The sequence below is a fragment of the Bartonella sp. AP9QHHD genome (assembly GCF_042195625.1).
GTDB lineage: Bacteria > Pseudomonadota > Alphaproteobacteria > Rhizobiales > Rhizobiaceae > Bartonella.
The window spans coordinates 43,876-59,889 of the sequence record NZ_JBHIOP010000062.1 but is presented as its reverse complement, the minus strand read 5'-3'; the positions used below and the strand labels follow the sequence as shown (position 1 = coordinate 59,889).

The window sequence follows — 16,014 nt, the reverse complement described above, 5'->3', positions numbered from 1 at the left end:
AATGCGATAGGGGAAACACGTGACTATTGTTATAAAATTTTTGGCTTTTTTAGGGTTCACCATCATTGCCATTGTAATGTTTATGGTTATGATCCGGCTTCCTTACCGGTTGATCAAACATATCAGGTTATCTTTTAAACTCTCTCAAGACTTGAAAAAGAGTACAACGCAAAAAAAGCAAGCCATACAACAATTGTGCAATGATCTGGGAGAAATGAAAAGACACAATCTCGCCCATAAGACCCTTGATGCGACAATGCGCTTTCTTAACTTCAAAGAATTTCTGCCTCTTTCTTCAAAAGAATGTAAAATAATCTTTTTTATCTTTATCCTCTTTACTGTTTTGCAATCTGCTTTCTTTGTCGCAAATTTGGTATGGTGGAAGAGCGATATGGTCGGCGTTATCATGCAGCTGTTGAGCATTCTATGGTTTGGGCTTCTTCTCTTTTTTCCGATCATTGGGATCATGTGTATAAAATTAACGAGAAAATTGAACAAAAAACTTCAACAATTGAAAGAAGCAATACAACAACGCGATCAGGCAATTCGTATGAAGAATGGGCGTGGAGGATAAAATGACCAGTAGTCTTATAACATTAATGGCCTTTTCTTTCCTGTTCTTTATGGTCTTAAATGTTTTATTGTGGGTGCCAATCGTTGTCATTTATTACCTGTTTATCAAGCGTGCGCGGTTGTATTGCCGCGTGAAAAAGGAACTGAAATGCGTGCTGAATGAACGCGATATCGCCTTAAAACAGATCTCTCAAAAATAAAAAGCAGCTTTCTCTTGTTTGGCAAGACTATAAAAAAATATTCTATCTTTCTACGGTCATGGCGACTGCTCCAATAGTTATAACTGTTGTCGTTAAGATATGGAGAGGGCAGGATTTTGTTTCTCTTGTCGTATTCGAGCCACTGGCATGGCTGCTTGCCTGTACTTTTTTATTCTTACCGATTGTTTTTATTATGCGTTTTATCGTGACCCGTCAGTTGAACAAAATGATACGGCAATTAGAAGAAGAGGTTGAGCAGAAAGGAGCTCCCGTCATATTATACGATGTGAGCGAGGGGAAAATGAGCGAGGGGAAAAAGTGAAGAGAGGCTTTCGTTGAGCCTTGCTTTTGACTTGTTCATTAAGGAGCATGGGGGACACTTCTCGTTTTATGCCTTTTTATATTTGTGTCGTGTTTTGAAAAGAATTGAGGCTCTTGCTTGAGAGGTGCTCTTGCTTGAGTGGTACTTTTGCTTGAGTGGTACTTTTGTTTGAGTGGGATTTTTGTGAGCTTTTAAGGGGAAAGTGAAGAGGGGCTGCTCTTGGACTTTACTTGCTGTTGGTGTTTTCTTAAAGAGTGAAAATCTTGTAACTTATTTTCTTTTATCAAGCATAAAAATGTGTTTTACCAAGCGATATTGAGAGCGAAAAATCTATACTTAAAGCAAAAGATATTCTGGTGTTTGGGGAAGAAGAGCCCATTTTCTTGCAGGTGGAGAGGTAAGACGCATAGAGAAGACGCGCCAAAAGCACACGTTTTGCTCCATAGAAAGTGTAACAGTGCTTTTAAAGAGCCTGGGGTAGAGGGGGAAATTGAAAGAAAAGAGGGACATCTATTTATTTACGAGACCGTGAAGGACAGTTTCTCTCTCTGGATGAAAAAGGTTTTGTGCAATTTGGTTATGGAATTGTGAGAGACGCTGGTATCCATGCGGCGGCTTGCCAAATGATTAATCCTTATCATTTTAGGGCTTTATCATTTTGGGGGGCCAGATTGACAACGAGGCATTGAGGCAAAGGGGTGGATTTTAAGGCAAAGGGATTGAAATTTCTTGAGGAAGAGGTAAGCGTAAGGCATTTATGCTGTGTACTTGAGGAAGTTTTCGATGAGGCAATGAATGAGGTTGATCTGGGACTGAGGTTGATCTTGTCTGCGTGCTTGGCTTTCAATAGAACACCCTTCCTTGGGAAAAGGAAATTGTGCTATCTCTCAAGTGGCTTCTTCTTTACTTGCACACCCTTGTGGTTTTGACATTGCTTGGTGATGTTAACATTTGGCAGCTTTCTCATAAAAGCTTTATGGAAGATGAAAGTTTGGGTTTTGAAAAAAATATCGAAAAAATCAATTTGGGCCGGTTTTGTTGATGATTTAAATCGTCATAAAGACAAAGCAACCTCGTTACGATTTTCTTGCACTCGTTTGCTTCTTCTTTGGAAAGCAGCTTATCTTCCTGAAAATAAAAAGAGCACTTAGAATTTTAGAGTCAGAGACCCAAATTTGTGCAATAGAAGAAGATATTTTTATGAAAATTTGATCGACGAGAAAAGAGAAGCCTTAAGATAATAGGGGGTACACTGTGAGTGATGAAAACATGATGTTTGAAGTTGATGAAAAAAAAGGCACCCCTGATATTGTCTTTATAAAAAATGAGGGGCAATGGAAAAAATGCATCATTGGATGAAGAATTACGGTCTTTTTCGCTGGAAGAAGCGTTTTTGACAAGCAAAAATTATAAAGTCATTTTTTTCATTGCTTTCATTGTGGCAGCTTTAAGAACGGCTCTTCTCTTCTTACTCATGTGGCTTGAGTGGAAGTTGGCGGGGTGGGAAGGGGATGTCGTGGCAGCTCTCTTTTGCATCGTGCAGGTTATATTAGATTTAATTTTTGTACTCATTCCTGTTGCCTTTGTGGTCGGTATCATTTTTACGCGTTTGTTGAAAAAAAAGATCGATAAGTTGGATCAAGAAATCTGGCAGCGAAGAAAAACGGCTTACCAACAAAACAGCGTGTGAAGGGAGGGCAGAAAATGAATACTGGTCTTTATATATTCTCATGCGTTGTAGGAGAGACCTTCTATTCGTGCGATGTTTGAAGGTGATGGAAAAAAATGCACCCCTGATATTGTCTTTATAAAAGATGAGGAATACAAGCGCTTGATATTGATGAACTCTCATTCATTGTGAGGACGAAAGCTTCGGTTCATGAAAATGGCTTGAAAATTGAAACAAATGAGGGATAAAAAATGAGGGGCAATGGAAAAAATGCATCATTGGATGAAGAATTACGGACTTTTGCGCTTGAAGAAGCGTTTCTGACACGCAAAAATTATAAAGTCATCTTTTGCATTGCTTTCATTGTGTCAGCTTTTATAATGGCATTCTTTATGTTTTTTAAGTGGGATTTGACAGGGTGGTGGAATTATATCCTGTTCATTTTAACATTAATATTGGTTTTTATATCAGCGCTTCTTTTTGTACTCATTCCTGTTGCCTTTGTGGTCGGTATCATCTTTACGCGTTTGTTGAAAAAAAAGATCGATAAGTTGGATCAAGAAATCTGGCAGAGAAGAAAAACGGCTTACCAACAAAACAGCGTGTGAAGGGAGGGCAGAAAATGAATACTGGTCTTTATATATTCTCATGCGTTGTAGGAGAGACCTTCTCTTCGTGCGATGTTTGAAGGTGATGAAAAAATGCACCCTTGATATTGTCTTTATAAAAGATGAGGGATACAAGCGTTTGATATTGATGAACCCTCATTCATTGTGAGGACGAAAGCTTCGGTTCATGAAAATGGCTTAGAAATTGAAACAAATGAGGGATAAAAAATGAGGGGCAATGGAAAAAAATCACCATTGGATAAAGAACCACGGTCTTTTTCGCTGGAAGAAGCGTTTTTGACAAGCAAAAATTATAAAGTCATTTTTTGTATTGCTTTCATTGTGGCTGCTTTAAGAATGGCTCTTCGCTTCGTACCCATGTTGCTTGGGTGGAAGTTGGCGGAGTGGGAAGGGGATGTCGTGGCAGCTCTCTCGTTAATTATGGAGCTTATATCATGGTTTATTTTTTTGTTCATCCCTGTTGCCTTTGTGGTTCGTATCATTTTCACGGTTCTGTTGAAAGAAAAGATCGATATGTTGGAGCAAGCAATCTGGAAGCGGAGAAAAACCGCTTCTCAACAAAACAGCGCATGAAGGGGCGGAGAAAATGATAGATATTAAAATGATGGATATTATTGTTGTACTCTCGTGGGGTGTGGGCTTGACGCTTTTCACGCTGCTTTCTGCCGTGGTCATGATGTTTATTTGGGCATTGTATTACTCTACTTTCAAGCGGGTGAGGCTGTATTGCCAAGTGACAAAAGAATTAAGCCGCGTGCTTGAACAACCTGTCGTTTTTGAGCCGTCTAGTGGGGAAATGCCGATGATTAAGCCGTTATCTGAGGAAAAAGAGTTTTCTCTTTCTGATGAGGAAATCTTAACGATGGAAAGTGCAACGGCGCTTTTAAAGAGTTTGGGGTGGAAGGTGGAAATTGAAGGAAAAGGAGATCATTTGGCCACCTATTATTTACCAGATCGTGAAGTGCAGTTTCTTTATAATGCTGAGAAGGGGTATCCGCGATTTGATTGTGCAATTGCAGTGGTTTCTGGTATCCATGCGGCGGCTTGCCAAACAATAGACCCTTATAATTCTGGAGGTTTGATTGCTCTTGAATTGAGTTTTGATGTGAAGGGGTTGGAAATTTTTGAAGAAAAGGTAAGCGTTGGATGTTTACGTCGTGTACTCGAGAAAGCTTTAGATGAGGCAATGACTGAGGTTGATCTTGGCAAGATGCTTCACTCTCAATATAGAATCCTGCCTTGGGAAAACAAAACTGTGGTCCCTCGGTTGGCTTCTTATTCCTTGCGTTATCTTGCTGCTCTGGCTTTGATGGGCGATGTTGAAACTTTACACTCTTATCACAAAAGCTTTATGGAAGGTGAGAAGCTGGGCTTTGAAACAAGCATCGAAGAGGAGCATCTGGAACGCGCAATGGTGATTGCTCAAGCGGTAGAAAAGACAAAGCAACCCAGTTACGATTTGCTTCAACAGGCGGCAAAGGATTTTTCCATGGAGGTGGAAAGCTATGAATGTTTTAGAGCTACAGATCCCAATTTGTGCAATAGAAGAAGAGATTCTTATGAAAATTTGATCGAGGAAAAAAGAGAAGAATTAAGGCAACAGGGATATTTTGTTTACGAAAAGGACGCGATTTGTGAGGTTGATGGAAAAAACTATCGTCCTCATATTCTTTACATAAAGGATGGGGAGTTAGAATATATGGATGTAGAAATTAGGATTGATGAAAAAATTTATTGAGAAAAATAAAGAGTTTAGATAATTTAAAAAGAGCTTAAACCTGAAAATAATGCGTAAAAAGCGCGAAGCGTAAAAGCAGAGGGGAACAATGCAGGAGAAAAAAGCAACATTTGAAGAGTCTTTCTTTTCATTTAGAAAATTTATGGTGTCTTCAGTGGAAATGCGTAAAGGGGTGGGACGGTGTAAAATAATAGGGCACCGCTTTTTTATCATGTTTTGTACATGCCTTATCATGATGGCTTTAGAAGTTCCTGCGGGTGCAAAGTCTCTGGTACAGCCGTTGCAATGGACAAGATGGGAAGGAATTGGTTCTCTTATTTTTCTCTTACCAGTGTTGATATGGTTTTGTCTTCTCACACCCCTTCCTATTTTGTGGGGGATTTGTCGTTTTAAAGAGCGTAAATTGGAAAAAATAAAGCAAAAACTAAAAGAAAAAATAAAGCAGCAAGAGATTAATCAATGAGGTTATACGCATGAGGAGTGAGGGCGCGGTTTTTATTTTGTTTCTGCCGATTGGATGTTTTTTTCTAAATGCAGTTACAGTTTTTGCCATTTTTGTGAATATGATTATTGTGGCGCCTTATTATTCTTTAATAAAGCGTTTGAGGCTCTATTACAGAGTGAAAAAACAAAGACGTTTGATGAAAGAACATCCACAGCGTTTTTGTTTCTTTGAAAAAAGCGGAAAAGAAAAAGAGAGAGTGCCGCAAAACTTAGCACTAGAAACAAAGATAAGTTCCTATTCGTTAAAAAAATGGCTCGCTTTTTCACGCAAAGATTATATCCTTCACGCATGCCTTTCTTTCATCATTATGTTTTTCAAAGCTTATGTCTATGTGATTTTCTTTAAAGGGATAGATGAGATAGATGAGAGCAGATTTGAATATTTTGCCATTCTCTTGCTTTTCTGGTTTTTTTTATCGGTATGTATTTTTGCAACGATCCCTGTTGTTGTGATCCTTCGTGAAATTTTAACTCATCGATTGAAAAAGAAAATTCAGCAATTGGAAGAAGTGACTGAAGCAACCCAATCAATCAATTTATAAAGAGAAGGGGATAAAATGCATTACGCAATGGCGGCAGCTTACACGCTGATTTTGATCATTCTGCTGGGGGGTGTTTTTGATTTTTTCTTAACAATACCCATTGTGGCACTGTATATTTCTTTTATCAAGCGTTTGATCTCATATTACAAGGTTACCAAACAATTAAACGCAGCGCTGAAAAAGCGCATGTAGTGCTCGTGTCATGGGGGAGGCGTAAGTTTTAGATCATGCCATTTCTTCACGGCTTGGGGAGGAGGGCATCGATTGTTTTTCTCATTTTACGCTGATCTCTGGGGGAAAAGGGTTGATGGCAATGAATAGGCTGATGATAGGTTTGTAATAGGCTGGTGATAGGCTTGTATAGGCTTTAATGGGGCGGTTTATCGGCAGTTTGCTTGTTTTCTGTAAATTTGCAAAATTGTAAAAACGTGGAACTGTAATAGGGTGTGTGGTTGGTCAAGAGACGTGAGAGTTGTGGGGAGGATATGGGGAGAAGAGGGTGCCAATGGAGGCGTAATGGTTGGATTGTGCAATGCGTCAAAATTGGAATGTGGGGAATGGGGAATTGGGGTAATGGAGAGCGTTGGGGGAAAAGGGTTGATGGCAATGAATAGGCTTGTATAGGCTTGTAATAGGCTGATGATAGGCTTTAATGGGGCGGTTTATCGGCAGTTTGCTTGTTTTCTGTAAATTTGCAAAATTGTAAAAACGTGAAACTGTAATAGGGCGTGTGGTTGCTCAAGGGCTGTGACGGTTGTGGGGAGGATATGGGGTAAAGAGGGTGCCAATGGAGGCGTAAAGGTTGGATTGTGCAATGCGTCAAAATTGGAATGTGGGAATGTGGGAATGGGGGATTGGGGGATTGGGGGAATGGAGGGCGTTGGGGGAAAAGGGCTGTTGGCAATGAATAGGCTGATGATAGGTTTGTAATAGGCTGGTGATAGGCTTGTATAGGCTTTAATGGGGCGGTTTATCGGCAGTTTGCTTGTTTTCTGTGAATTTGCAAAATCGTAAAAACGTGAAACTGTAATAGGGTGTGTGGTTGCTCAAGAGCCGTGATGGTTGTGGGGAGGATATGGGGAGAAGAGGGTGCCAATGGAGGCGTAAAGGTTGGATTGTGCAATGCGTCAAAATTGGAATGTGGGGAATGGGGAATTGGGGTAATGGAGAGCGTTGGGGGAAAAGGGAAGTGTGTGTGGAATGGTGTTGAAAAGATAAGGAAAATAAAGTGCGCGTGTGGCACTGTATATTTCTTTATCAAGCGTTTGATCTCTTATTACAAGGTTACCAAACAATTAAACGCAGCGCTGAAAAAGCGCATGTAGTGCTCGTGTCATGGGGGAGGCGTAAGTTTTAGATCATGCCATTTCTTCACGGCTTGGGAGGAGGGCATCGATTGTTTTTCTCATTTTACGCTGATCTCTGGGGGAAAGGACTAATGGCAATGAATAGGCTGATGATAGGTTTGTAATAGGCTGATGATAGGCTGGTGATAGGCTTTAATGGGGCGGTTTATCGGCAGTTTGCTTGTTTTCTGTAAATTTGCAAAATCGTAAAAAACGTGGAACTGTAAAAAGGTGTGTGGTTGGTCAAGAGCTGTGATGGTTGTGAGAGGGGGATAAGCCCGTGTGAGAAGGGTTAGAAAAACGTTTGGTTTTGAAGCTGTTGATATAGGCATGCTGTTTAGAGGCGTAAGGGAGGGGGATTGTTCGTTCTCAAAGCCTATGATGTAAGAGAGTATGGGCTATTCAAGAGGGTGTTCGGGTATGGATAGAGATTGAAGGGGTACTGCTTCTTTGCAAAGCCATAGGTGTTGCTCATAAGTTTTGTTTATTCATATGGTTTTTTATGGCATCCAGTACCTGTTGGCTTATCTCCTTATGGGTCAGCCATCGTAAACCTTTGGGCGTTGTTTTTTGTCCTAATTGAATGGGGATAAAATCAACCTTGTTTTTGTGCGCGCACTCGAGGATCATTTGATCATGCGTGTTGGAACCAAAAATATGAAGAATACATGGCGGTTTAGGCAAAAGAGCCAACTGCTCAATTAATGCGCAAGAAAATGCATAGGCGGGCGAATGAATCCATAATATGCAATATTTTAGATCATGCCATTGCTTCACAGCTTCTAAAAATTGCGCCTTTGATGCCGCACAATCATAATCCAACGACACGCACAACTGTTTGTTGTGCAATGCCTCAAGCTGGACTTTATGGGAAAGAAAGCGTGCAGCAATAATCACTTCTTGCGGCTTTAGTGATTGATACAAAGGAGCAAGCATCCCTGTGCCCCCTACCACTAAATAACGATAGTGCGCATCCTTTTTTTTCATGCCCCCTCCCTTATTACTTTAAATCCCACCTCGTTGCTTTAAAAATGTGTACATTTCATCAGCAAGTCTTTCACAACGGGTTTGTACCTCTTCACTTATAACTTTCCAAGTACGACCTTCATCATCTGAGGAAAAATCTTCGTTGGAAGAGGCGATTTGACATTGGAGTGTATAACCATAAAGCGTGTGCACCACCGGCACTAAATGTTCACAAGGTTGTGCGCATTTTTTGGCCGTACTCCCATGAGAGATAAGTCCAACAGGTTTATTTAAAAAGGCATTATAGCTCAAATTATCAAGAGCATTTTTTAAAACACCCGAATAAGATCCTTGATAAACAGGGCTTGCTAGAATAACGCCATCAGCCGCGGCAATGGTTTTGACAAACTCACGGACCGCAGCACTTGGATTAGCCTCTACATGCTGATGATAATCGGGATCTGTCATCGGCAAGGGCTGTTCACGCAAATCAACCCACTGAAGTGATGCACCCCGCTTTATGAGGCAATCCGCTAAATAATTGGCTAAAGTTCTTGTTAAGGAAGGTTGACGCACAGACCCCAAAATAATTGCTATATTCAACAGGATTCTCCTTTATCTTTTCCCCACAAGCCTATAACGCAAGGCTTATAAAGAATTGTGAGTAAAATGACGTGTATCATTATATTGTCCATAAAGAGCAATTGTGATGATATCGCATCATCATAGAATCAGTTCATGCTAACAAGATTGTTAACAAAACAACACCTCAAACTTGTAAGGGAATGTTAGTGCTTTCATTAATATTAAAATGCTTGATCTCAAGAATCGCGGCTGTCTCTCTGTCTTAGAAGCGCTTTTATGAATATATTCTAAGCTATTGGCTTGCAAGAACTCTAATGAAAAATGGAATGTATCGTCATATTTTGAATGTTCATTGATCCTTTTTAATTGGAATAAGAAAATTGTAAGATTTTCTCATTTCAAATGCTCTTATTGCGCGATCAATTTGCGCATCAATGGAAGTTCCTTTTTTCATGTCTTAAGTGGGCGGAAAACAATAGAGAAAAGAATAAAAATGCTTCTGTCTTTTCAAGGGATAAAGGCTATCGTAGAAGCTAGATAGGGCTGTTTGTAGGGGGCAGCGGTATGGCTGTTTGTAGGGGGCAGCGGTATGGCTGTTTGTAGGGGCAGAGCGGTATGGCTGTTTGTAGGGGGCAGCGGTATGGCTGTTTGTAGGGGCAGAGCGGTATGGCTGTTTGTAGGGGCAGAGCGGTATGGCTGTTTGTAGGGGGCAGTGGTATGGCTGTTTGTAGGGGCAGAGGCGGTATGGCTGTTTGTAGGGGGCAGTGGTATGGCTGTTTGTAGGGGCAGAGGCGGTATGGCTGTTTGTAGGGGCAGAGCGGTATGGCTGTTTGTAGGGGGCAGAGCGGTATGGCTGTTTTAGGGGGCAGTGGTATGGCTGTTTGTAGGGGCAGAGCGGTATGGCTGTTTGTAGGGTGCGGGCGGGTATGGCTGTTTGTAGGGGGGGCGGGTAAAGGCTGTTGTAGAGGCAGCGGTATGGCTGTTGTAGGGGCAGAGCGGTATGGCTGTTTGTAGGGTGCGGGCGGGTATGGCTGTTTGTAGGGTGCGGGCGGGTATGGTTGTTGTCGGGAGCCTTAGGGTAATGGGGGGGGTGTCCGTGTTGAGGAACGAGTTATGGCGTGGCTTGTTGCAAGGGGAGGATAAGGCTATTGTAGAGGCTGCAGGGGGCGTATATGAATGGTGCTGGATTACATTTTTTATTGAAATAATGGTGGTGATAGAGTTTATAGTAAGGGGATATATTCATGAGAGCGCTATTGTTATCCCTTTCATGGGGGATGTTCATGAAATGAGGTGTACGCGCGTTGGTTTAGAAGTGTTGAGAGGTGTTTTTTTAAAACAAGCACGTGAATAGGCAAAAGTATTGGCAACATAAATATGCAATACGAGTGTTTTCTGGGGTGTTCTGTTTGACGACAATGGATGCAATTGTGCTGGAGAGATTATGCGTGTCCTTATAAAGCTAGGGACAAACAGTTGTATAAAAAGGAAGAGCAAATGAAGGGGGAAAATTCCACATTTTATAACAAACTGTGCTCTCTTTTTTTTGGAAAATCATTTCGTTCTTATAAAGATCATATTATTATTTTTCTTATTTCTATCCTTATTGGGATAGGTCATAAAGCTCTTTTGATCCCATTAGAATCCAAGTGGTCGTTGAGTGTATCGCAGGATAGCGCTCTTTTGGCGCTCTTTGTGCTGCGTGAAGTCATCATGGTTGTTGTTGTTGCCTTGATACCTGTTTTATTGGTGCTTTATCTCATCTTAACGTATTTGTTGAAAAAAAAGATTCAGCAGTTAGAAGAGGCTATCCAGCAACGGGGTCACACAACCGATCAACAAAATAATCCGGTAAAAAACAATAGAGAAAAAATAAGCAGTTTTTTTATTGTATACTTTTGGTTGTTATTTCTGCTAGACGTCTTTTTTCCTGCGGGTGTTGTCATGCTCATTTTAGAATTTTATTATTTTGTTTTCAAGCGCGTGAGAACCTATTGTAGAGTGAAACGGGAATTAAAACGCGTAAGAAAAGAGAGTGACAAGGCGCTTGTGTAGCTATCGTGAGGGGTAAGAGGTAATATTTGGAAGCTCATGACACAAGAAGAGGGGATGGTTGGAAAATCATCAGGTAAAGAGGATAAAGAGGCCTATCAGGTTTGTAATGAGGAGGATGCTCTTAATCATTGGGAAGGGCAATAGCGCTTTTAGAAAGTTGGGGGTTTGTTGAAAACAAGGGAAGCGCCATGCATCGCACTTTTCGTGGTTCTTAAAAAAGCGGGCATGAGATAAAGAAATGCGTTTTTCATAAAAAAAGGAAGAGCAATGAAGGGGAAAAATTCAGCATTTTATAATGGACTGCGCCATTTTTTCGAAAAAAGTGTTTTTTCTGAGAAAGAGCGTGTTGTCATTTGTTTCCTCTCCCTCATTATTGAGTTGTGGAACAGGATTTTCTTTCTCCCATCCTTGGATAGCAAAGAGTACAACATTTTCTCTCTTGAGTTATGGAACAGGATTTTCTTTCTCTCATCTTTGGGTAGCAATGGAGAACGGACAGGGTGGTGGGATACACCTCTTTTTCTCTCTCTGTATGCGTTTTGGAAAGTTATTATAGTGTGTGTTTTGGTCTTGTTCCCAGTTATGTTGATACTCGGCATCATATTGTGGTTTTTGTTGGTAAAAAATATTCGGAAATTGAAAGGAATAAACCAGCAACGGGGTCACACAATCGATCAACAAAATAATCCAGTAAAAAACAATAGAGAAAAAATAATCTGTTTTTTTATCGTATACTTTTGGGTGATATTTCTGCTAAACGTCTTTTTTCCTGCGGGTGTTGTCATGCTCATTTTAGAATTTTATTATTTTATTTTCAAGCGCGTGAGAACGTATCGTAAAGTGAGACGGGCATTAAAACGCGTAAGATAAAGAGAGTGACAAGGCGCTTTTGTAGCTATCGTGAGGGGTAAGAGGCAATGTTTAGAAGCTCTCGTGACACAGAGAAGAGGGGAGGATGAATGGTTGGAAAATTATCAGGCAAAGAAGAGAGTCTATTTTCTTTTGTAATGAGGAGGATGCTCTTAATCATTTGGAAGGGCAACCGCGCTTTTAGAAAGTTGGGGGTTTTTATTGAAAATAAGGGAAGCGCCATGCATCGCACTTTTCGTGGTTCTTAAAAGAGCGGGCATGAGATAAAAAAATGCGTTTTTCATAAAAAAAGGAAGAGCAATGAAGGGGAAAAATTCAGCATTTTATAATGGACTGCGCCATTTTTTCGAGAAAGATTATTTTTCTGCGCGAGAGTATGTTGTCATTTGTTTCCTCTCCCTCATTATTGAGTTGTGCAACAGGATTGTCTTTCTCTCATCCTTAGGCAGCAAAGAGAACTTGACAGGGTGGTGGGATACACCCCTTTTTTTCTCTCTGTGTACGTTTTGGCAAGTTATTGCAGTGTGTGTTTGGGTCTTGTTTCCAGTTATGTTGATACTCTGCATCATATTGTGGCGTTTGTTGGTAAAAAATATTCGGCAATTGAAAGAAATAAACCAGCAACGGGGTAAAATAACCGATCAAAAGGATTGGTATAAAGAAAGTGTGAACTCGAAAATGGACGATATTCTTGTCATGATATTTGTTCTCGTGCTTCTGTTCGTGACATTTTGGTTTGCTGCTATTCCCGTGGGGATTTTACAACTTTATTATGGTGTCTTTAAGCAGGTGAGAACGTATTGCTGCTTAAGAAAAGAACTGAAAAACGTCTTGCAAGAACAGGATACAGCTTTTGAGAAGTCATGAGAGGGGAAAAATAATGAAGAAATTATGAGAGATTCAAGGTTTATAGGGATTGCTCTCTATATCATTTTGCCTCTGATATTTTTTGGTGCTCTTTCATGGGTTGTCCGTAAATATTGCTCTAAGGAGCAGTGTTGAGGATGACATTGAGGGGAAGAAAAGCCGATTATGGACCATTATTGATTTAAGGGAATAAGAGCCCTTGGGGTTTAGAGCCTAGAGTGAGCGTTTGGGACTTACTTTATCGTTTGAAATGTGAGGAAGGAACGGTTTTGCTTGTAGGGGTGCGCGGTATATGGGTTGTTTTCGTATTTTTAGGAGCCTTGTTCATTCAAGTTTTGAAATGAATCCTATTGAAGTGGGGCTGCAGGGTCTTTTTCTTGAAAATAGGAGAATTTTTAGGAAGAAAAAGCTGAATTGTGACTATTGTTTATAGATTGGCGTGGTTTGAAAATCTTTATTGTTTGCAATGTGAGGAAGGTAAGAGGGTAGCAAGGTAGCAGGAATATTATTATTTTTATTATGACGCAATCCATAATGGTCTGTGTACTTTTCTTGATTTCGGTGATATTTGGGTTTTGCATCATCATAATGCGTAAATTGGAAAAAAAGATCCAGAAACGAGAAGAAGCAATCTCTGTGTGATAGCAAATAAGCTCTCTGTCACACGGGGTCTTTTCAAAGAGTGAGAGGGGAATACATGAAGGAGCAAAATTGGGCATCAGAGCAAGAAACGCATAAAGGAGCGCATTCTTTTTCGCTCCAGCACGTGTTGCTCTCAGCAAAGGATTATAAAATTATCTTTGCTATTGCGGTTCTCATTATCATGTGGAAAATGGTTCTAGAAATACCAGGTGTATTGAATTGGCAGCTGACAGGGTGGCAATATGTTGTGCATGCCGTTCTCTTTAAAACAACGGACATCATAACGGTTTGTGTTATTATTTTTATTCCGGTTATGTTACGGCTTCGCACCAAAGTGACGGGTGAGTTGCGAAAAAATATTCAGAAACTAGAAGAAGCAATCTCTGTAGGAGAGCACATAAGCTCTCTGTCGCACGGGCTTTGTAAAGACTGAGAGGGGAAAAATGAACAGTGATCCTATAGCCGTATTTCTATTAGATCCCGGATTCTGGGTGATGATTGTTATTTGCATGATCATTATCATGCTTGTTTTAGCTCTTTATACCTCTGTCTTTAAACGGATGAAAATGAATTTCCAAGTGAAAGGCGAGCTGGAAAGAGTGCTTAAAGAAAATGATCTTGCAACGCAGCAGTTTTGGAAAGATGAAGCTGTGGTGCAGGAGAGGCGTTTGCAACTAAAGGAAAAAGAGTTCTCTGCCGATTATGATGATGATGAAATTCTCACGATAGAAAGTGCAACAGGGCTTTTAAAAAGCTTGGGATGGTCGGTGGAAATCGAGGGAAAGGGAGATTATTTGGCAACCCTCTTTTTACCAGATCGTGAAGTGCAGTTTCTTTATAACGAGAAACGAGTGGAAGAGTTTTCGCCTTTTGATCGCGGACTTTTAATTATGAGCGGTATTTTTGCGGCGGCTTGTCAGACGATTAATCCTCATAATTCTGGGGTTGTGCCAACGGTATTTATGAATTTTGTACCCAATGGATTGGAAATTTTTGAAGAAAAAGTGAGCGCTCAGCTTTTAAAGAAAGCACTCGATACAACTTTAAAATGGACAATGGAAGATGATTCTTTGCATGAAATGTTTCGCTCTCAATATGGTATTCCCCCTTGGGAAAAAGATTCTTTATCATGGGCAACGGATGGAGACGTAGAGTTCGCACCTTATGCTTTGCTGCATCTTGCTGCTCTTGCCTTGCTGGGCGATGTTGAAACTTTAGCTTCTTATGATGAAAGTTTTACGGCAGGGGAGAAGCTTGGCTTTGATGAAACCATTGAAAAAGTTCATTTGGAACGCGCGATGGTGATTGCTCAAGAAGTGAAAAGGGAAGGAAAGTTCAGTTACGATCTACTGGAACGGGTTGCTGAGAAGTGGTCCATAGCCATGGACTATCAGCTTTTCAGAGTGAGATCCCCTAATACGTGTAATCAAAAACGCGCTTTGCATAAAAAATTAGTCGAGAAGAAAAAACAAGAATTAAGGGAACAAGGGTTTGAAGGGGTGAGTGATGAACAGTTCGTGTTTGAAGCAGAGGGGGTAAAACATGCTCCTGATATTACTTATATTAAAGATGGTAAAATCGCATTTATGGATATAAAAATTGATTAGTGTTGTACTTTCCTGTTGAAGAAAAGCACTTTTATTTAAAAGATGTGAAAGCGCCATGATTGAGACGCTTTCACACCTTTTTTACCAGAGCAAAATAAAGGGTTCGAAAAATCAAGAATAATAGCCAAGATTTTAAAAAATAGACTGGAAATGGCTTGATCCTCAAGAATAGAGGAGAAAAATCAATTATAAATTCTACTCTCTTCTTTAAGATGGTTTTGTTGTTTTGTTAGAAAATTCTCATAAATCATTGCTTATTTAAGCGGTATGAGGGGAAGCTCCATTGACTAAAGGCGCTATGGGGAAGCTCTATTGACTAAAGCGCTATGGGGGAAGCTCCATTGACTAAAGGCGCTATGGGAGGGAAGCTAGGGGGTAGAGCCTTTGTCATTTGAGGTGAGAGGAAGGCAAAAAATGGCATTTTTGAGCAGTGTTAAGCTCTTTTGCCTTTGAGGTGTTTTTTGTCTTTCTAAGAAGTCCTTGCCAATGAAGCAGCGCTTGTTAAGCTTCAACAGTGTTTCAGTATGGTGATATTGATATAAAAAGTTATGGTGTTTTTGTGTTTTTCAGTCTGTTTCATGGAGATCTGGAAGCCAATCCGATGACAGAGGAGATGCATGGTCATTTTCTTGAAAACAGAAGAATTTTTGGGAAGAACAAGAAGATTGCGGATCCTTATTAACGAAAGCGCTATGGGAGCGAAGCTAGGGAGTTAGAGCCTTTGTCATTTGAGATGTGAGACAAGTAAAAATGGCACTTTTGAAGGCGATGATATTTGGCCAATAAAAATAAAAACACAATAAAAACTAAACTAAAACAAAGGAAAAATTAAACTAAAAAAGGCCCCATTTTATAAAGGGCCTTTTTATTTAAATTTTACAATATATACAAAATGTATA

The 16,014-nt window shown here is 40.2% G+C and carries 23 protein-coding genes; 21 read left to right on the top strand and 2 right to left on the bottom strand.

Annotation, left to right across the window (positions count from 1 at the left end; all coding sequences use genetic code 11):
- Nucleotides 1-19 precede the first annotated feature (19 nt).
- From ACFIK4_RS05175 to ACFIK4_RS05120, 12 genes are all read left to right on the top strand, one after another.
- Complete coding sequence (locus ACFIK4_RS05175; RefSeq protein WP_375630091.1) at nucleotides 20-574, top strand: hypothetical protein; 555 nt, start codon at nucleotides 20-22, stop codon at nucleotides 572-574.
- Nucleotides 575-831: 257 nt separating this feature from the next.
- Nucleotides 832-1,095 (top strand): hypothetical protein, encoded by a 264-nt coding sequence (locus ACFIK4_RS05170; RefSeq protein ID WP_375675292.1) that lies wholly within the window; start codon nucleotides 832-834, stop codon nucleotides 1,093-1,095.
- 1,351 nt (nucleotides 1,096-2,446) lie between these two features.
- Complete coding sequence (locus ACFIK4_RS05165; protein WP_375675290.1) at nucleotides 2,447-2,785, top strand: hypothetical protein; 339 nt, start codon at nucleotides 2,447-2,449, stop codon at nucleotides 2,783-2,785.
- A gap of 230 nt (nucleotides 2,786-3,015) precedes the next feature.
- Nucleotides 3,016-3,372, top strand: a complete 357-nt coding sequence (locus ACFIK4_RS05160; protein ID WP_375675288.1) for a hypothetical protein — start codon at nucleotides 3,016-3,018, stop codon at nucleotides 3,370-3,372.
- Between the two features lie 228 nt (nucleotides 3,373-3,600).
- On the top strand, nucleotides 3,601-3,966 hold the full coding sequence (locus ACFIK4_RS05155) for a hypothetical protein (RefSeq protein WP_375675286.1): 366 nt from the start codon (nucleotides 3,601-3,603) through the stop codon (nucleotides 3,964-3,966).
- A 13-nt stretch (nucleotides 3,967-3,979) separates the two neighbouring features.
- On the top strand, nucleotides 3,980-5,131 hold the full coding sequence (locus tag ACFIK4_RS05150; RefSeq protein WP_375675284.1) for a DUF6990 domain-containing protein: 1,152 nt from the start codon (nucleotides 3,980-3,982) through the stop codon (nucleotides 5,129-5,131).
- 88 nt (nucleotides 5,132-5,219) lie between these two features.
- Nucleotides 5,220-5,594 carry a hypothetical protein gene (locus ACFIK4_RS05145; RefSeq protein WP_375675282.1) on the top strand — a complete coding sequence of 125 codons (375 nt, stop codon included), beginning with the start codon at nucleotides 5,220-5,222 and terminating at the stop codon, nucleotides 5,592-5,594.
- 10 nt (nucleotides 5,595-5,604) lie between these two features.
- Nucleotides 5,605-6,177, top strand: coding sequence for a hypothetical protein (locus ACFIK4_RS05140; protein ID WP_375675280.1), 573 nt, complete (start codon nucleotides 5,605-5,607; stop codon nucleotides 6,175-6,177).
- A 15-nt stretch (nucleotides 6,178-6,192) separates the two neighbouring features.
- On the top strand, nucleotides 6,193-6,369 hold the full coding sequence (locus ACFIK4_RS05135) for a hypothetical protein (RefSeq protein ID WP_375675278.1): 177 nt from the start codon (nucleotides 6,193-6,195) through the stop codon (nucleotides 6,367-6,369).
- A 260-nt stretch (nucleotides 6,370-6,629) separates the two neighbouring features.
- Nucleotides 6,630-6,791 (top strand): hypothetical protein, encoded by a 162-nt coding sequence (locus tag ACFIK4_RS05130; protein WP_375675276.1) that lies wholly within the window; start codon nucleotides 6,630-6,632, stop codon nucleotides 6,789-6,791.
- A gap of 142 nt (nucleotides 6,792-6,933) precedes the next feature.
- Nucleotides 6,934-7,107, top strand: a complete 174-nt coding sequence (locus ACFIK4_RS05125; protein ID WP_375675274.1) for a hypothetical protein — start codon at nucleotides 6,934-6,936, stop codon at nucleotides 7,105-7,107.
- A 112-nt stretch (nucleotides 7,108-7,219) separates the two neighbouring features.
- Nucleotides 7,220-7,387 carry a hypothetical protein gene (locus ACFIK4_RS05120; protein ID WP_375675272.1) on the top strand — a complete coding sequence of 56 codons (168 nt, stop codon included), beginning with the start codon at nucleotides 7,220-7,222 and terminating at the stop codon, nucleotides 7,385-7,387.
- A 607-nt stretch (nucleotides 7,388-7,994) separates the two neighbouring features.
- Here ACFIK4_RS05120 and ACFIK4_RS05115 read toward each other — a convergent pair.
- Together ACFIK4_RS05115 and ACFIK4_RS05110 are read right to left on the bottom strand one after the other, a co-directional pair.
- Nucleotides 7,995-8,510 (bottom strand): short-chain dehydrogenase, encoded by a 516-nt coding sequence (locus ACFIK4_RS05115; RefSeq protein WP_375675270.1) that lies wholly within the window; start codon nucleotides 8,508-8,510, stop codon nucleotides 7,995-7,997.
- A gap of 18 nt (nucleotides 8,511-8,528) precedes the next feature.
- The gene (locus ACFIK4_RS05110) at nucleotides 8,529-9,092 is read right to left on the bottom strand and encodes an NADPH-dependent FMN reductase (protein WP_375675268.1); all 564 of its coding nucleotides are present in this window, start codon (nucleotides 9,090-9,092) and stop codon (nucleotides 8,529-8,531) included.
- 694 nt (nucleotides 9,093-9,786) lie between these two features.
- Between ACFIK4_RS05110 and ACFIK4_RS05105 the strand changes: the two genes are divergently transcribed.
- From ACFIK4_RS05105 to ACFIK4_RS05065, 9 genes are all read left to right on the top strand, one after another.
- On the top strand, nucleotides 9,787-9,936 hold the full coding sequence (locus tag ACFIK4_RS05105) for a hypothetical protein (RefSeq protein WP_375675266.1): 150 nt from the start codon (nucleotides 9,787-9,789) through the stop codon (nucleotides 9,934-9,936).
- The gene (locus ACFIK4_RS05100) at nucleotides 9,897-10,088 is read left to right on the top strand and encodes a hypothetical protein (protein WP_375675264.1); all 192 of its coding nucleotides are present in this window, start codon (nucleotides 9,897-9,899) and stop codon (nucleotides 10,086-10,088) included. Before ACFIK4_RS05105 ends, ACFIK4_RS05100 begins: the two co-directional genes overlap by 40 nt.
- Nucleotides 10,075-10,428, top strand: a complete 354-nt coding sequence (locus ACFIK4_RS05095; protein ID WP_375675262.1) for a hypothetical protein — start codon at nucleotides 10,075-10,077, stop codon at nucleotides 10,426-10,428. The genes ACFIK4_RS05100 and ACFIK4_RS05095 overlap by 14 nt, the downstream gene beginning before the upstream one ends.
- Nucleotides 10,429-10,571: 143 nt before the next feature.
- Nucleotides 10,572-11,129, top strand: coding sequence for a hypothetical protein (locus ACFIK4_RS05090; RefSeq protein WP_375675260.1), 558 nt, complete (start codon nucleotides 10,572-10,574; stop codon nucleotides 11,127-11,129).
- Between the two features lie 959 nt (nucleotides 11,130-12,088).
- Nucleotides 12,089-12,247: a hypothetical protein gene (locus ACFIK4_RS05085; protein ID WP_375675258.1), complete on the top strand. Its 159-nt coding sequence runs from the start codon at nucleotides 12,089-12,091 to the stop codon at nucleotides 12,245-12,247.
- A 52-nt stretch (nucleotides 12,248-12,299) separates the two neighbouring features.
- Nucleotides 12,300-12,866: a hypothetical protein gene (locus ACFIK4_RS05080; RefSeq protein ID WP_375675256.1), complete on the top strand. Its 567-nt coding sequence runs from the start codon at nucleotides 12,300-12,302 to the stop codon at nucleotides 12,864-12,866.
- Between the two features lie 697 nt (nucleotides 12,867-13,563).
- Nucleotides 13,564-13,941 (top strand): hypothetical protein, encoded by a 378-nt coding sequence (locus ACFIK4_RS05075; RefSeq protein WP_375658261.1) that lies wholly within the window; start codon nucleotides 13,564-13,566, stop codon nucleotides 13,939-13,941.
- 10 nt (nucleotides 13,942-13,951) lie between these two features.
- On the top strand, nucleotides 13,952-15,115 hold the full coding sequence (locus ACFIK4_RS05070; protein WP_375675254.1) for a DUF6990 domain-containing protein: 1,164 nt from the start codon (nucleotides 13,952-13,954) through the stop codon (nucleotides 15,113-15,115).
- 514 nt (nucleotides 15,116-15,629) lie between these two features.
- A complete protein-coding gene (locus ACFIK4_RS05065) occupies nucleotides 15,630-15,797 on the top strand; it encodes a hypothetical protein (RefSeq protein ID WP_375675252.1) in 168 nt (55 codons plus the stop codon).
- Nucleotides 15,798-16,014: the final 217 nt, after the last annotated feature.

What these genes read in the sequence shown, in the direction of transcription:
- ACFIK4_RS05170 (WP_375675292.1), top strand. Translation starts at nt 832, where the DNA reads ATGGCGACTGCTCCAATAGTTATAACTGTTGTCGTTAAGATATGGAGA.
- ACFIK4_RS05160 (WP_375675288.1), top strand. Translation starts at nt 3,016, where the DNA reads ATGAGGGGCAATGGAAAAAATGCATCATTGGATGAAGAATTACGGACT.
- ACFIK4_RS05155 (WP_375675286.1), top strand. Translation starts at nt 3,601, where the DNA reads ATGAGGGGCAATGGAAAAAAATCACCATTGGATAAAGAACCACGGTCT.
- ACFIK4_RS05150 (WP_375675284.1), top strand. Translation starts at nt 3,980, where the DNA reads ATGATAGATATTAAAATGATGGATATTATTGTTGTACTCTCGTGGGGT.
- ACFIK4_RS05145 (WP_375675282.1), top strand. Translation starts at nt 5,220, where the DNA reads ATGCAGGAGAAAAAAGCAACATTTGAAGAGTCTTTCTTTTCATTTAGA.
- ACFIK4_RS05140 (WP_375675280.1), top strand. Translation starts at nt 5,605, where the DNA reads ATGAGGAGTGAGGGCGCGGTTTTTATTTTGTTTCTGCCGATTGGATGT.
- ACFIK4_RS05135 (WP_375675278.1), top strand. Translation starts at nt 6,193, where the DNA reads ATGCATTACGCAATGGCGGCAGCTTACACGCTGATTTTGATCATTCTG.
- ACFIK4_RS05115 (WP_375675270.1), bottom strand. Translation starts at nt 8,510, where the DNA reads ATGAAAAAAAAGGATGCGCACTATCGTTATTTAGTGGTAGGGGGCACA.
- ACFIK4_RS05100 (WP_375675264.1), top strand. Translation starts at nt 9,897, where the DNA reads ATGGCTGTTTGTAGGGGGCAGAGCGGTATGGCTGTTTTAGGGGGCAGT.
- ACFIK4_RS05095 (WP_375675262.1), top strand. Translation starts at nt 10,075, where the DNA reads ATGGCTGTTTGTAGGGTGCGGGCGGGTATGGCTGTTTGTAGGGTGCGG.
- ACFIK4_RS05090 (WP_375675260.1), top strand. Translation starts at nt 10,572, where the DNA reads ATGAAGGGGGAAAATTCCACATTTTATAACAAACTGTGCTCTCTTTTT.
- ACFIK4_RS05085 (WP_375675258.1), top strand. Translation starts at nt 12,089, where the DNA reads ATGGTTGGAAAATTATCAGGCAAAGAAGAGAGTCTATTTTCTTTTGTA.
- ACFIK4_RS05080 (WP_375675256.1), top strand. Translation starts at nt 12,300, where the DNA reads ATGAAGGGGAAAAATTCAGCATTTTATAATGGACTGCGCCATTTTTTC.
- ACFIK4_RS05075 (WP_375658261.1), top strand. Translation starts at nt 13,564, where the DNA reads ATGAAGGAGCAAAATTGGGCATCAGAGCAAGAAACGCATAAAGGAGCG.
- ACFIK4_RS05070 (WP_375675254.1), top strand. Translation starts at nt 13,952, where the DNA reads ATGAACAGTGATCCTATAGCCGTATTTCTATTAGATCCCGGATTCTGG.